Annotated in this window: 14 protein-coding genes; all 14 read right to left on the bottom strand. The window is 36.7% G+C overall.

Translation table 11 applies throughout. The features are described from left to right. Positions 1-5: 5 nt before the first annotated feature. Positions 6-1,634, bottom strand: a complete 1,629-nt coding sequence (locus J4O15_RS12370) for a nucleoside kinase (RefSeq protein ID WP_208100985.1) — start codon at positions 1,632-1,634, stop codon at positions 6-8. 57 nt (positions 1,635-1,691) lie between these two features. Beyond that, entirely contained in the window at positions 1,692-2,717 is a 1,026-nt protein-coding gene (locus J4O15_RS12375) for a branched-chain amino acid aminotransferase (RefSeq protein WP_208100986.1), read from the bottom strand. A 15-nt stretch (positions 2,718-2,732) separates the two neighbouring features. Beyond that, complete coding sequence (prfA, locus tag J4O15_RS12380; RefSeq protein ID WP_009218927.1) at positions 2,733-3,800, bottom strand: peptide chain release factor 1; 1,068 nt, start codon at positions 3,798-3,800, stop codon at positions 2,733-2,735. A 24-nt stretch (positions 3,801-3,824) separates the two neighbouring features. Further along, positions 3,825-4,652, bottom strand: a complete 828-nt coding sequence (prmC, locus tag J4O15_RS12385; protein ID WP_208100987.1) for a peptide chain release factor N(5)-glutamine methyltransferase — start codon at positions 4,650-4,652, stop codon at positions 3,825-3,827. 1 nt (position 4,653) lies between these two features. After that, positions 4,654-5,580: a DUF1385 domain-containing protein gene (locus J4O15_RS12390; RefSeq protein WP_009218929.1), complete on the bottom strand. Its 927-nt coding sequence runs from the start codon at positions 5,578-5,580 to the stop codon at positions 4,654-4,656. A 79-nt stretch (positions 5,581-5,659) separates the two neighbouring features. Beyond that, on the bottom strand, positions 5,660-5,866 hold the full coding sequence (gene rpmE / locus J4O15_RS12395; protein ID WP_009218930.1) for a 50S ribosomal protein L31: 207 nt from the start codon (positions 5,864-5,866) through the stop codon (positions 5,660-5,662). A 161-nt stretch (positions 5,867-6,027) separates the two neighbouring features. After that, positions 6,028-6,456: a hypothetical protein gene (locus J4O15_RS12400; RefSeq protein ID WP_208100988.1), complete on the bottom strand. Its 429-nt coding sequence runs from the start codon at positions 6,454-6,456 to the stop codon at positions 6,028-6,030. 57 nt (positions 6,457-6,513) lie between these two features. Then, positions 6,514-7,374 carry a YitT family protein gene (locus J4O15_RS12405; RefSeq protein ID WP_208100989.1) on the bottom strand — a complete coding sequence of 287 codons (861 nt, stop codon included), beginning with the start codon at positions 7,372-7,374 and terminating at the stop codon, positions 6,514-6,516. 18 nt (positions 7,375-7,392) lie between these two features. Continuing rightward, complete coding sequence (locus J4O15_RS12410; RefSeq protein ID WP_208100990.1) at positions 7,393-8,343, bottom strand: ABC transporter ATP-binding protein; 951 nt, start codon at positions 8,341-8,343, stop codon at positions 7,393-7,395. Next, on the bottom strand, positions 8,340-9,311 hold the full coding sequence (locus tag J4O15_RS12415) for an ABC transporter ATP-binding protein (RefSeq protein WP_208100991.1): 972 nt from the start codon (positions 9,309-9,311) through the stop codon (positions 8,340-8,342). The genes J4O15_RS12410 and J4O15_RS12415 overlap by 4 nt, the downstream gene beginning before the upstream one ends. Before the next feature lies 1 nt (position 9,312). Next, the gene (locus J4O15_RS12420; protein ID WP_208100992.1) at positions 9,313-10,227 is read right to left on the bottom strand and encodes an ABC transporter permease; all 915 of its coding nucleotides are present in this window, start codon (positions 10,225-10,227) and stop codon (positions 9,313-9,315) included. A gap of 9 nt (positions 10,228-10,236) precedes the next feature. After that, positions 10,237-11,211: an ABC transporter permease gene (locus J4O15_RS12425; RefSeq protein ID WP_009218939.1), complete on the bottom strand. Its 975-nt coding sequence runs from the start codon at positions 11,209-11,211 to the stop codon at positions 10,237-10,239. Positions 11,212-11,241: 30 nt separating this feature from the next. Next, the gene (locus J4O15_RS12430) at positions 11,242-12,879 is read right to left on the bottom strand and encodes an ABC transporter substrate-binding protein (protein WP_208100993.1); all 1,638 of its coding nucleotides are present in this window, start codon (positions 12,877-12,879) and stop codon (positions 11,242-11,244) included. Between the two features lie 218 nt (positions 12,880-13,097). Continuing rightward, on the bottom strand, positions 13,098-15,353 hold the full coding sequence (locus tag J4O15_RS12435) for a C40 family peptidase (protein WP_208100994.1): 2,256 nt from the start codon (positions 15,351-15,353) through the stop codon (positions 13,098-13,100). Between the last annotated feature and the right edge of the window lie 233 nt (positions 15,354-15,586).

The following is a 15,586-nucleotide window of genomic DNA, read 5'->3' on the forward strand; positions in this document are numbered from 1 at the left end:
TTATTTTATGTGTTAAATGTACTTCCGCCTATAAATTCTCTAAGAATAGAATTTGAAGGTACATTATCACTTGGTATTCCAAGGAAATAATCGAGGAATTTTAAAAGTCTCTTAGCCTCGGGATATTCCTTGCTGTCTTTTTTCACACTGAATAAGACCGGCTCAACATATTGTTTTAAAACCGCTATCTCATAATTGAGTGCCGAGTTAAATGTGGCATCTGCGCTGCTTTGATACGGGAAAATATTTCTTCCCTCTCCCCTTCTTACAGAATCCCACATAGCCAAAGTCTTTGTAGGTGAGATACCTCTTTTTCTGACATCTCTTATCATTCTTCTAAGCAATCTGCCGTCAGTAGTGGATATACGATTGTGCTCATCAATATTTAACTGAGTCAGTGCGCTTATATAGATTTTATATCTGCAATCCTGTGGCAGCTTATAAGAAAGTTTATCATTTAAACAATGTATACCTTCAATCACGAGAATATCCTCTTCACCAAGTTTTAAAAAGTCACCATTGTACTCTCTTTGTCCTATTTTAAAATTAAACTTCGGCAATTCCACGCTCTCTCCGTTTAAAAGAGCCAGCATATCCTCATTAAATTTATCTATATCCATTGCGCCGAGAGATTCAAAATCCAACTCTCCCTTTTCATCCCTCGGGGTATCTTCTCTGTTTTTAAAATAATTATCCACCTCCAAAGGATGAGGTTTTAAGCCATGTGCTCTAAGCTGTATACTGAGTCTGTGTGAAAATGTGGTTTTACCTGATGATGAAGGACCTGCAATCATAACAAGCTTTATATTTCCTCTTTTTACGATATCATCTGCAATATCACCTATTTTCTTTTCCATATATGCCTCTGAGATAAGTATCATCTCATTTGTCATACCGTTTGCAATCATCTCATTTAATGAGCCTACATTTGATACTCCCATATCCTCAGCATTCTTGCTGGCACTGTCAAGTTCGTTAAATATCTTTTCCTCAGGAGCAAACTCCTCCACTATATCAGGATTTTCCTTCTTTGGAATTACAATTACCAGCCCGTCCTTATATCTTGTAAGTCTGAATTTATCAATATAGCCTGTTGAGTAAACCATATATCCGTAATTATAATCTATAAACTCTTCCAGCTTATAGATATTTACCCTTGAAACTCTTCTGAAACTGAAAAGTTTTTCCTTTTCATACATTCCGGCATCATGAAACATCTGTATAGCCGCATCTGTATGAACATTCATCTTCTCGATTCTGATATTTTCATCTACAAGCTCTCTCATTCTTTTATCTATTCTTTCAATATCAAAATCAGCGTTCATTCTTATAAAGAGTCCGTTTCCTGTAGAAAACTCCACAACAGGTCTTATACTGTCTCCATATATATCCTTTATGGATTTTAATAATATAAGAACCGCACTTCTCTCATAGGTCATTCTGCCTATAGCATCGCTTAAAGTAATAAACTCAAGTGTAACATCCCGTTTTAATGTCTTATGAAGCTCCTGCAGCTTTCCGTTTACCTTAACCAGCAATGCTCTTTTTTTATGTTCCATTACAATATCAAAATATTTTGTCTTCTCGGCATACTCAAATATTTCATTATTTATATTTACCTTAAACTTTTTCATTTCCATCACCTGCCTATCTAAAGAAAAGACTGAAATATCAGCCTTCTCCCCTAATTCTTATTTTATTTTTCTTATCCAACCGTCCGGTGCTTTAATCTCACCCATCTGTATTCCGGTAAGTGTATCATAAAGTTTCTTTGTAATCTCACCCATACCTTCCATACCTGAAGGCAAACTTATAACTTCTTCGCCTCTGTATATTCTTCCCACAGGTGAAATAACCGCTGCGGTACCGCAAAGCCCCGCTTCTGCAAAATCCTTTATTTCATCAAAGGCGACCGCTCTTTCCTCGGTTTTTAATCCCAGATAATGCTCTGCCACATAAAGAAGTGATCTTCTTGTAATAGATGGCAGTATTGAACCCGACTTTGGTGTCACCACTGTTTTATCCTTTGTAACAAAGATAAAGTTGGCACCGCCCGTTTCCTCAACATAGGTTCTTGTAGCGGCATCCAAATACATATTTTCATCAAAACCTTTTCTATGAGCTTCCATAAGAGGATGGATGCTCATTGCATAGTTAAGTCCTGCCTTAATATGTCCGGTTCCTCTTGGTGCAGCTCTGTCAAAATCACTTACTGTTATAGTAATAGGTTTTGCCCCACCCTTAAAATAAGGTCCTACGGGTGTTACAAATACTCTGAATTGATACTCCGCTGCAGGCTTAACTCCTATTACAGGAGATGAAGCAAACATATATGGTCTTATATAGAGTGTTGCCCCGGAACCAAATGGAGGCACCCAGTCTTCATTTGCAAGCACAACCCTGTCTACCGCCTCAAGGAATCTCTCCACATCAAATGGCGGCATCTCAAGTCTACTTGCAGAATCAAACATTCTCTTAGCATTTAGATCAGGTCTGAATGTAACGATATCTCCCTGCTTTGTCCTATATGCCTTCAGTCCCTCAAAGACCTCCTGACAGTATTGCAATATACCTGCCGACTCGTTTATAGTAACATTTGAGTCGGTCGAAAGCTCTCCTTCATCCCATTTACCGTCTTTAAAATTACTGATATATCTGTAGTCGGTAATTCTATAGTTAAAACCGATATTACCCCAATCCAAATCCTTTGTTTCCATGATTATTGCCTCCTGCTATTCATTAAGTTTGGCAAGTTTTGCCGCCTGATCGGCAGCAATACATCCATCTATAAGTTCCTGAATATCTCCATTCATTATCTTATCAAGTTTATAAAGAGTAAGATTTATTCTATGGTCGGTTACTCTTCCCTGTGGGAAATTATAAGTTCTGATTTTTTCAGATCTGTCACCTGTACCTATCTGGCTTCTTCTGTCGGCAGCCTCGGCACTTTGCTTTTTCTCAAGCTCTATTTCATAAAGCTTTGATCTTAGGAGTGCAAATGCCTTTTCCTTATTTTGCAGCTGACTCTTTTCAGTCTGTGAATAGATAACAATGCCCGTAGGATAATGAGTAAGACGAACCGCGGAATCGGTAGTATTTACACATTGTCCACCGTTTCCGCTGGCTCTCATAACATCTATTCTGACATCATTCATATCTATCTGAACATCCACTTCTTCCGCCTCAGGCATTACCGCAACAGATGCTGTGGAAGTATGTATTCTTCCGCCTGATTCAGTCTCCGGCACTCTTTGTACTCTATGTACACCGGATTCATATTTAAGCTTTGAATAGGCACCTTTTCCGCTTACCATAGCCACAACTTCCTTGTAGCCTCCGATACCGTTTTCATTTACATCAATCATCTCAACTTTCCAGTTTTGAGTTTCAGCATAATGAACATACATACGGTATAATTGCATAGCAAAAAGTGCCGCCTCATCTCCGCCTGCACCTGCTCTAATCTCAAGCATTATATTTTTTTCATCATTAGGATCTTTTGGCAAAAGTAAAATCTTAAGCTTTTCTGATAACTCCTCTTCAAGTCTTTTACCCTCTGCAAGCTCTTCCTTTGCCATTTCCTTCATCTCATCATCATTCATCTCAAGCATTTCAAGTGCATCTTCCTGCAACTGTTTTGCTTTTTTATATTCTCCATATGTTTCCACCAGCGGTGCCAGGTCGGATTGCTCTTTCATAAGCTTTCTGAATCTATTTTGATCATTCGCCACATCACCACCGGCAAGTTCTGCCATTATTTCATCATAATGTATTACTATGTCTTCTAAATTATCAAACATCTCTTCCTCTTATGTTTTATTTTTCTATGTGTATACTATAGCTACTCTGTCTAAACCTGCCAAATCCTTCTTGATAATAACTTTCTTATCTTCAAAGAGATTTTTAATATCCGAAGCTTCATCATAACCTATTTCAAGTGCCAATATACCGCCCGTAGATAAAAAATTCATAAAATTCTTTTCTATTATTTTATAAAACTTCATACCGTCAATATCTCCATCAAGTGCAAGTCTCGGTTCAAAATCCTTTACCTGTCTTTCAAGGCTGTCCACTATATGACTCTGTATATATGGAGGATTGGATACTATGATATCATATTTATTTTCGGATGTTAAGCTTGAAAACATATCGCTCTTTAAAAAATTGATATCGCATTCCAAAGCTTTGGCATTCTTTTTTGCTATTTTTAATGCCTCCTCGGATATATCAAGAGCATCAACTCTTTCAAACTTTCCAAGCTTTTTAAGTGCAATGGCTATCGCTCCGGAGCCTGTGCATACATCAAGGATCTTTTTATTTTTATCTCCTAGATTTAAGACCTCTTCCACCAATACCTCTGTATCAAATCTCGGTATAAGCACATTTTCATCCACATACAGCGGTAATCCGCAAAAATAAGCCTTATTTACGATATACTGCACAGGCATATTTGTAAGCCTTTTTTCTACATACTCTTTTAATGTCTCAAGCTTTGATATATCTTTTATGGTTTCGTATTTATACATTGTCCATTTGGAAAAATCAAGGTCAAATATCTCATATATAAGCAGCAATATATCGCTGGCAGCATCTTTAAAACCATTTTCTTCCAAAAGCTTTACATATTTATCAAAAGCTTCTATATATTTCATTTTAGAAATTTTCCTCTAAATATGTTCTCCAGTCAAATACCCTCTCCACAGCAGTAATAGCCACTTCCACCATATCCGGAGTAGGTTCCTTTGTGGTAAGCCCCTGCATCCACAGTCCCGGCTTACTTAAAAGATTTACCAGCCAAAAATCACTTTTTCCGGCAATTCTTAAAAACTCATAACTTACTCCCGCTATAGCAGGTACCAATACTATCCTTGAAACTGCTCTTAACCAGATGGTATCCACCCTTACAACCATAAAGAAAAGTATACTTATCATCATTACAATAATAATAAAGCTTGTACCGCATCTTTTATGTTCTTTTGAACTTTTCATTACATTTTCCACATTAAGCTCAAGCCCATGCTCAATACAATTGATACATTTATGCTCCGCTCCATGATACATAAAAGTCCTTTTTATATCCTCCATACCGGAAATAAGCTTTATATATATAATAAATATAGCTATTCTTATTATTCCTTCAAAGATTGCAATTATATAATGATTATTAATTTTCATCTTTATAATATTACTTAAAAGCATCGGCAAAACCATAAATATCGCAATAGAGGCTATTACCGAAATAAACATTGTAATACCCATTATCACTTTATCAAGTCTGTCACCGAAGATTTTTATAAGTTTCTCTTCAAACTTTGACGGTTTTGAATCTTCATCATCCTCAAAAAAACTTGATGAGTATGATAAGGTCTTCATTCCCAAAATAAGGGAATCTATAAATGAAAATATACCTCTAAAAAACGGAAGAGCAAAAATAGGAAACCTTGTTGTTAAGCTCTCATATTTATCTTCCATAACTGCTATTGTTTTATCCGGCTTTCTTACTGCTGTAGAATATCTGTCACCGTTTTTCATCATGATGCCCTCTATTACAGCCTGACCGCCTATACCTGAATATTTCATACCTTCTCCATTATAATCTATTCAAAAAGAGTCAGACACCTGCCTGACTCCCCCTAATAAATAGTATCTCTTTATTTTATTAATCAGCCTTAACACCGTATCTGCGGTTAAACTGCTCAATACGACCACGAGCCTGAGCTGATTTCTGCTGACCTGTATAGAAAGAATGGCACTTAGAACAAATTTCTACGTGGATATCTTCCTTTGTTGAACCTGTTACAAATGTGTTTCCACAGTTGCAAGTTACTGTTGCCTGATAATAATTTGGATGTATTTCCTGTTTCATAATTCACCTCTTTAAAAAATTTAACGGTTACATAAAGTAGACTCGTTACAAAGTACATCTTAGAATAGCATAAATAAAAGCAAAATGCAAGAGTATAATTACTGAGCGATGTCATAAAAATCGGTACTAACTATATTAAAATATCATCTTTAATTTATTCCTCAGTCTTTTGTACCGACCATAATATCAAACTCCAAAGAGCCTACAACATATATCCTGTCATTGATAGCATATTTTACTTTATTCTCAAACTCAACCAATATATCCTCATCGCATATATTTGTTTTTACATAAAGTGAAAACTCATCCACGGTCTTTTTTACTTCTACTATCGCTCTTATATGCGAGGAATGTTTATGCGGCTGTTCAAACATAAGTTCACCGTTTTCAATATAGGAAACGATTACTAAATCTATTCTTAGATCACCTTTTATTATATCTCCTACAAACTTTAACTCTGACTTCTTCTTATAATCTATATATTCTTTATATTCAAGAAAGTGTACTATAATTCTCTTTTTGTCCTCCGTTTCAGCATCAACAAATCTTTCATAGCCGTCTGTACATATATTAATAATTTTCAGCTCCATAATACTTTCTCTACTTTATCCTATCTTTCTGAATATGTACGGATTTTACGCCTATTTCTATTCTTCTCTGCTTCTATAAAAATTGCCCAAAAGCTGCTGTGTTTTTATAAGATTTATAAATGCCGATTTGTCTATTTTCTTGATGGCACTGACTACTTTATCGGCTTCGGCGCTTGAAACTATTGAGTAAACCAGAGTTCTGTCGCTGTGATTATAATACCCTTCAGCCTTCCATGTAGTGGCACCGTGATTACTTATATTTGAAATCATATCACAAACATCATTCGGATGATCTGTAACTATAAAAAGTGTAATTTGTTGATACTTTCTGTACAGTATTCTTATCACAGTAGTACTTACATATTGGAATATAATAGAGTATAATGCTCTATCCCATCCGAACAAAAAACCGGCGATAAGAATAACCACTGCATTTCCTGCGAGAATTATGTTAAAAGCATCAACCCCCTTTTTCTCTGAAAGGAAGATAGAAATAAAATCAGTTCCGCCTGTAGTTGCATTCATCAAAAGACATATACTGATAACCGTTCCGTTTATCATCCCTCCAAAAATAGATATAAGCAATATATCCTCTGTTATTGCATATCCCGGAATAATATCTACCATAAATCCTGCGAAAAAAATAACCCAGCATGAAAATAATGTAAATTTCTTGCCGATAAATTTGAAGCCTATGTATATAGGTACGAAATTCAATATAAGATTTACCAATGTATATGGTAACTTCACATTAAAAAACACATCTGCCGATCTGGTGATAAGCAAAGTAATTCCATTTGCACCTCCCGGAAATAAATCTCCGGTTTTTACAAAGGTCTTTATATTTACGGCCATCAAAACAGCCGCCAATGTAATAACAATAAATCTTTTTATATCCCTTTTTATATTTTCGTCCATTAAACTATCTCACAAAATCTATTTTACCCTGTGGCAGGCTACACTTCTGCCATTCTTTTCATTCAAAACCGGCTCATCTGTTTTACATATATCCATACAATGCGGACATCTGGTATGAAATCTACAGCCGCTTGGAACATCTATAGGGCTTGGTATTTCCCCCTTTAACATTTCCTTTTGCCTTCCGGCATTTTCAATGCTTGGTATGGCATCCAGCAAAAGCTTTGTATATGGATGAAGAGGATTTTCAAAAATATCATCCGTATTTCCTATCTCACATATCTTACCCAAAAACATTACGCAAACTCTGTCTGCAATAAAATTAACCACAGATAAATCATGTGAAATAAACAAATATGATGCCTTTTTCTTTTCCTGCAAATCCTTAAGCAGATTCAAAACCTGAGACTGTATCGAAACATCCAAAGCTGACACCGGTTCATCACATACAATAAGCTTCGGATTAAGTGCAATCGCTCTGGCAATTCCGATTCTCTGTCTTTGACCTCCTGAAAACTGATGCGGATATCTGTTATAGTACTCTTTTCTAATACCGACATCTTGCATAAGTTCAAGTACTTTTGATTTTACCTCTTCTTTTTTCATTCCCTTATTATGTGTAATAATGGGCTCTGATATTATTTCACCCACTGTCATTCTGGGGTTCAGTGAGGCATAGGGATCTTGGAAAATTATTTGTAAATTTTTCTTGGTGTTTTTTAAATCATTTCCTTTTTTAGTATATATATTTTCATCAAGAAAAATACTTTCCCCACTGTCAGGCATTATAAGTCCTATGGCACATTTCCCCAATGTGGACTTTCCACAGCCACTCTCTCCTACAAGTGCCAAAGTTTCATTCTCATATATAACAAGACTTACATCACTTAAGGCATGAACCTTTTTATTTTTCTTTGATGTAGGAAATTCCTTAACTATATTTTTTAATCTTAATACAATATTTCTCATCTTATATCCTTTTTTAGGAAACATGAAACCATATGATTTTGACTGATAAATTCATTTTCCGGTCTGTCGTAATAACAAATATTCTCTGCACAATCACATCTGTCTACAAATCTGCAACCCTTTGGCAAATTTAAAATATTCGGTACATTTCCCTTTATGGTATATAGTCTGCTTTGTTTTTTCCCGATTGTCGGAATAGACTTTAAAAGCCCTGATGTATATGGATGTGAAGTTTCTGTAAAAATTGTCTTTGTATCTGCCGATTCCACCACTCTTCCGGCATACATTACATAAACATAGTCACATATCTCTGCCACCACACCCATATTGTGGGTAATCATTATTATTGATGTACCGTTATCCTCACAAAGTTTTTTCATAAGCTTTAAAATCTGTGCTTCTATGGTAACATCAAGCGCAGTGGTAGGCTCATCCGCAATCAAAAGCTTAGGCTTACATATCATTGCCATACCTATCATTACTCTTTGCCTTAACCCGCCCGAAAGCTCATGCGGATATGAATTAAATCTTTTTTCAGCCTCCGGTATACCTACTTCATTAAAAATATCAATAACTCTTTTTTTGGCTTCATCCTTAGAAAGATTTTCATGCAATATAATGGATTCCATCACCTGTTTTCCTACTTTTACCACAGGATTAAGTGATGTCATTGGTTCCTGAAAGATCATTGAGATCTCCTTGCCCCTGATTTTTGCATAATCTTTCACTCCTGTTTTGGTAAGATCTTTGCCACAAAAATCTATACTTCCTCCCACTATCTTTCCAGGCTTTTTTATAAGTCCCATAATACTCATAGCAGTCATAGATTTTCCACAGCCGCTCTCTCCGACTATCCCAACTATCTTTCCCTTTGGTATGTCTATATCTATGCCGTCCAGTGCATAGGCTGATTTTCCCTTTACCTGAAAGGCAACCTTCAAATCTCTTATAGTCAAAATATTGTCCATATTACTGCTCCTTAAGGTATGGATCAAGCACATCTCTTAATCCGTCACCCAGAAAATTGAATGCTAAAACCACTATCATTATGGCAATAGCAGGTGCCAGTACAAGTACAGGCTGTGTAAACAGGTATTTCTTTGCACTTACAACCATCAATCCCCAGCTTGCTGTAGGAGGCTGAGCTCCGACACCCAAAAAGCTTAATGAGCTTTCAGAAAGTATTGCCGAAGGAATACTTAAAGTAAACAATACAACCAAGGTCGGTATACAGTTTGGCAATATATGTCTGAAAATAATTGTAGCGTTATTTACTCCCATACTCTTTGCCGCTTCCACATATTCCTTTTTTGAAAGAGAAAGTGTTTCTGATCGCACCACCCTTGATGTAGATGCCCAGTTCACCAAAGAAAGTGCAATAAAAATATTTATAAGCCCTCCACCCATGGTATACATCACCACCATAGCCAGCAATAGTGAAGGGAATGCAAGCATTATATCTGCAAGTCTCATTATGGCAAAATCAATTTTTCCACCAAAATAGCCTGCAATAAGTCCAAGCACTGTACCTATAGTCATAGAGATAAATGTAGGTATCAAACCTATTGTAAGTGAAATCCTCGCACCGTATATTACTCTTGTAAGAGTATCTCTTCCAAGTTCGTCAGTTCCCAAAGGATGTGCAAATGACGGTGCCAGCAATCTGTCCTTTAAACTCTGCGCATATGGATTATACACACATACTATATCCGCAAATATAGCACAGAGTATAATCAGTATAATAACTATTAAAGAAAAGAAAGCCAATCTGTTTTGACTTATTATATTCTTAAGTTTTTCTATAAAACTCTCTTCCGGCTCAATTTCAGATCCAAATATCTGTTCTTTTACAGGATCTGTTTTTATATTATCTTTTTTATTCATTGAACTATCCTATATCTCCTTTCTGATTCTCGGATCTAAAATAGAATACAATGAATCCGCTATCAGATTACCTAATATAACGAGTATTGTAGTAAATATAACCGTTCCTTGTAAAAGCGGCATATCTCTGGTTTCTATCGCATTCACAGCAAGCCTGCCAATCCCCGGTATACCAAATATATTTTCCGTGATAACGGCACCTGAAAGCATGGAGGATATTTGTAATGCCATCATTGTTACCACAGGCAGCATGGCATTCTTTAATGCATGTGATTTCATTACAGCAAATTCAAGCAAGCCCTTTGCCCTTGCAGTTCTTATATAATCCTCCTGCATTACTTCAAGAATATTGGATCTTGTCATTCTGGCAATACTTCCGGCGGAATTCCAGCCAAGAACTATAGACGGCAATACCATTGCAGCTGCACTTTCATATCCCGACACCGGAAAAATTTTTAACTTGTAGGCAAAAAGATATTGTAAAACAAGCGCAACCATAAATACAGGCATGGATACTCCAAGCAATGCACTTCCCATAAACAATCTGTCCAAGATATTGTTTTTATTTACTGCCGCAAATATTCCGGCAACTATTCCCACTATCCAGGATACTATTGCGGCGCATATTGCAAGCCTTACAGTATTTGGAAATGCATCAAGTATAATACCGGTAACATTCCTGTTCAGTCTGTAGCTTGTTCCGAAATCTCCTCTTATTGCATGTGAAATATATGTAAAAAACTGCATATATAAAGGCTTATCAAGCCCCATTTCTTTACTTATCTTATCTATAACGGTCTGATTTACATGTTCTCCAAGCATTGTGGTAACAGGATCTCCCGGCACAACTCTTAACATAATAAATATTATCAAAACCACACCTATCAACACAGGTATGGAAACCAAAACTCTTTTTAATATGTTTTTAAACAATTCCGCCTCCAAAAAATCCCCATTTAAAAATGGAGCGATATCTCGCTCCATTATACCAATTATCCATATCAAGTGCTATATCTATTTTTTTGAAAATCCGACAAATCTCATATCCGAAATTCCTGCCCAGTTTGGCTTAAAGCCCTCTATATTCTTACTTACACCATAATAATGCTCTTTTGAGAACATAGGAAGCCATGCAAAGTCTTCCGAAACAATCTTCTTTTCAAGTTCATTGTACTCGGCTATTCTCTCTTCAGTATTTACTATTGTTCTGGCTGCACTTACTCTGTCCATTACCGCCTTATCACTATAGTTAATTGATCTTTGCTTTGTATTATTTTCATTTCCGAAGAATGTATATATAAAATTATCCGGATCATTGTAATCTGCTGTCCATGTAGACATAAATGAACCTAAGGTTCCGTCCTTTCTTGTGGCAAGCCATGTAGACTCATCATAGTTTTTAATGGTTGCATTGATACCCACTTCATTTAACTGTGATGCCATTACCTCAAGTATTGTCTTTGTTGTATCTGAAGATGATGAATCCACTGATATCTCCATATCAAAACCGTTAGGATAACCTGCCTCTGCAAGCAAAGCCTTTGCACCTTCCGGATCATACTTTAACTCCGGCAAATCATTATTATGTCCGATAAGTCCTCTGGGGAAAATACCGTTCTCTACCGCTGCCACTCCGCCAAGTAAAGAATCTATTATTTCCTGTCGATTTATTGCCATTGATACGGCTTTTCTGACATTTACATTGTTTAAAGGTTCGATATTCTCATTAAATGTAAAATATGTGATTCCTACTCTTGGTGTATGATAAAGTACATCCGGCATCTCTTTCTTATATGTTTCTACATAGTCAAGCATAAAGTCAAAGTCCAATATATCAAGCTCACCATTCTTAAACATCATATTTCTGGTCTCTGAATCAGGTATAACTCTTATAAGAACTCCCGGAAGAGATACATCTCCACCCCGGTAAGTATCATTCTTTGTCATCACTATTGAATCATTCACTGTCCACTCCGCCATTTTAAAAGCACCTGTACCTACTGTGACCTCCGGATCTATTCCGAACTTGTCACCGGCAGCTTCAGTGGTATCTTTATCAAGCATACATACAGGTGAAGATGACAGACATGCAAGAAAACCTGCATAAGGCTCCGACAATGTTATCTCTACGGTATAATCATCTACAGCCTTTACTCCTGTAAGTTCTGTAGCGCTTCCATCCATAACCTTATCCGCACCTTCTATCTGACTTACAAAATCACCGTTCACAGCTCCTGTAACGCCTAATATTCTTGTAAGTGAATATACAACATCATCTGATTTAAAATCCGCACCGTTTGAATATTTTACACCTTCTTGAAGATGTAAAGTATAAACCTTTCCGTCATCCGATATATCCCAGCTTTTTGCCAAAGAAGGCACCAATTCACTGGAACCGTCATCTTTAATCTGTGCTTCCACAAGTCTGTCAAAAACATTCAGAGGTACAAGATAATCCTTGGATGTCTTATGTGGATCTGCAGTCTGTATATCCGCATTGATTGAAGTAACAAGGAATCCTGCAGTGTCAATACTTGTTTTTGCAGAACTGTCCTGACTGCCCTGTGTGGAAGTTGTTTCAGCCGGCTTTGAGCCACATGCGCTAAGCGTTAATGCCAATACGGCACCTAACAATATAAAACTTTTTTTCATTTATTTCTCCCATTTCTTCTTACTACATATCATTATAATACTTTTTGTAATTAATGCCAAATATTTTTTATAATACTTTTAGTAAATACCGTGTAGATATGTCATAGGTGTTTATAATCAAATATATTTTTAATACTGTTTTTTTCTTAAAGCATCATATTATAATAAAAAAGTCGGGTACATATCAAATTAACCCGACTTTTTATAAACAGTATATATTATCTTAGGAATGTGACTGCCTTTATAGGGGCACGGTAACTTCTGCTACCTACTGTAATTCCCAATTCCTTATTGGCTGCATGTACTATCTTTCCGTCACCGACATATATAGCCACATGACTTATTTCACCGGAACTTCCATAGAATAACAAATCTCCGGGCTGAACATCTGAAATACTTATCTCAGTTCCCTTATTAGCCTGTTGTCTTGAATTTCTTCCGGTACTTATATCAAAATGCTCATACACTCTCATTACAAAACCTGAGCAATCAGCTCCATTTGTTAAGGATGTACCGCCATAAACATATGGATTGCCGACAAACTGCTTTGCATAGGCAACTATTGCCGACCTTGACGCTTTTTCCTTAGCGGCTTTTGTTGCAGCAGCTGTTGTAGCGGCTGTCTCCTTTGACTTGCTTACACCCGGTCCGCCATTTTCTCCTGTTACAACAGTTGTTTCCTTCTGAGCGGCTGTAGTCTTTGCCTCTGTTTCCTTAGGCTTTTCACTGTTTCCTCCCGGTCCGTACTGGGCTGCTGTTGTAGCCTGTGTGGTTGCCTGAGTTGTAGCTTGAGTAGTTGCCTGTGTCGTTGTCTCCGCCTTCGCCTTTGTAGTCGTAGGCTGCTTGCTTGTATCCTCAACAGCCTTTATTGTTTCTGACTCCTTGACTGCTGACAACAGCTTATTTCCATTTGGATCCTCCACTGTGTCGGCAGACTTTGTTGAATCAGGTTCCTTCACTGTTTCAACAGGCTTTGTAGCCTCTGTGGTACTTGCCTCAGGCTCTTTTGCAGTCTCTATTCTAACAGATTCACTCTCTTTTTTAGTATCCTCTATGTCCTTTATAGATTCCGACTCTTTGGTATCCTCTATAGCCTTTATAGATCCGGACTCTTTCTTGGTATCCTCTATAGCCTTTATAGATTCCGACTCTTTCTTGGTATCTTCCACCGCTTTAATAGATTCCGACTGTTTTTTAGTTTCAGCCTCTTTTTTTGCCTCTACCGTTTCGGTGGTAGTTTCCACTTTGGTTTCCTGCTTTGAGCTTGCTTCAGTAGGCTTGCTTGTTTCCCTTACTGTTGTCTCAGGAGAAGTTGGTGTTTCCTTCGGTGCATCGGCACTCTTTGGCACATCAGGCTTATCCTCTATAGCCTTTATTGTTTCCTTTGTTGTATCGGGAACATTTATATTCGCCTCTTTGCTGGCAGGTGTTTCTCTTTTTTCAGCTGCAGGAGATTTAACAGTTTTTGGCTCTTCACTCACTTTAGCTGTTGTTTTATCAGTAATTATCGTTACTTTTGTTGTTTCCTTGGACGTTTTTATCTCTTCGGATTTTGTTGTATCCTTAGCCTTGGTTGTATCTTCAATCGCAACAATTTCTTTTTTAGCTGCAGTAGTCTTTTCCTCATCTGCAACTACAAGATTTTCATATACAGCCATTGCTTCTTTTGCCTCAGTCTCAAGCTTTGCCTTCTCTAATGCCTCAATGGTACTCTCTTCTGTTGTCTTGGCGGTTTTATATGAAATATCGGTCTTTATAAAGTCCTTATAAACATATCCCGTCAAATCATCATCCACCTGAAGCTTTACAAAGTTCTTATCCTGTCCGACGACAACGAACTTTTCACCACCCTCAAGCATTGTAAGGGTATTTGAAGTTATATCGGGGGTATTCCTCAGTCTTACATTGTCAATATCTACCACTGTGGCATATGTTACAATCGATTCTTTCGCCATTTTCTTGGCTTTATTTCCTGTTGCAACTTCTGAAGCCTTTACATATCCTTCAACACTTCCCGAGCTTATCTTAAGCCACTCTCCGCTTTCATTTACTTCAGTGCTTACAATTGTTGCAACCGAGCTGTATGAAATACTTCCTACAGCTTCACCGGTTTCCTTTGCACTTGCATGAACTACGGTGTCCTTTTTTTTATTTGCTACTGCGATATTATCTTTGACAATATCCTCTTTGAGTTTATCCTGTATAGATGGTGCCTCGTACTTCACCGTATCATTTACAAGCTTCACTCTTGCATCGTCAGCTCCTGTTATTTCTATCGTATTAGTCGTTGCTACCTTTAGTGACTCCTCTAAAGCCGTCTGTGGAGATATAGAGCTGGCTTTATAATTATTCAAAGCTATCGCCATTCCGGAGACCGCGTTATTTGTCTCCAAATCCATATCTGCATAAGCGTTAAAACTACATAATGAAACAAGGGTTAGAGCAGATGCTAATGTTAAAATTTTCTTTTCCATGAGCACTCCTTGCTTTAATTTTAGAACGATTAGATTATATCAGAGTTTTGCAAATAGAACAATTAATTTACACTAGTATATTTATTACAATATGTTAAATTTTTAATTACATTTGGTTTTATGCAATCTTTTTTATTAATATTGCATTATTAAATATTAAATTCTTGTTAATACATTAATGTTTTGGATAATTTCTCTATAATAATTTTCAGTTTAAAATATTATATATGTCA

Origin of the sequence: Lachnoanaerobaculum sp. Marseille-Q4761 (genome assembly GCF_017565785.1) — a bacterium.
Classification (GTDB): domain Bacteria; phylum Bacillota; class Clostridia; order Lachnospirales; family Lachnospiraceae; genus Lachnoanaerobaculum.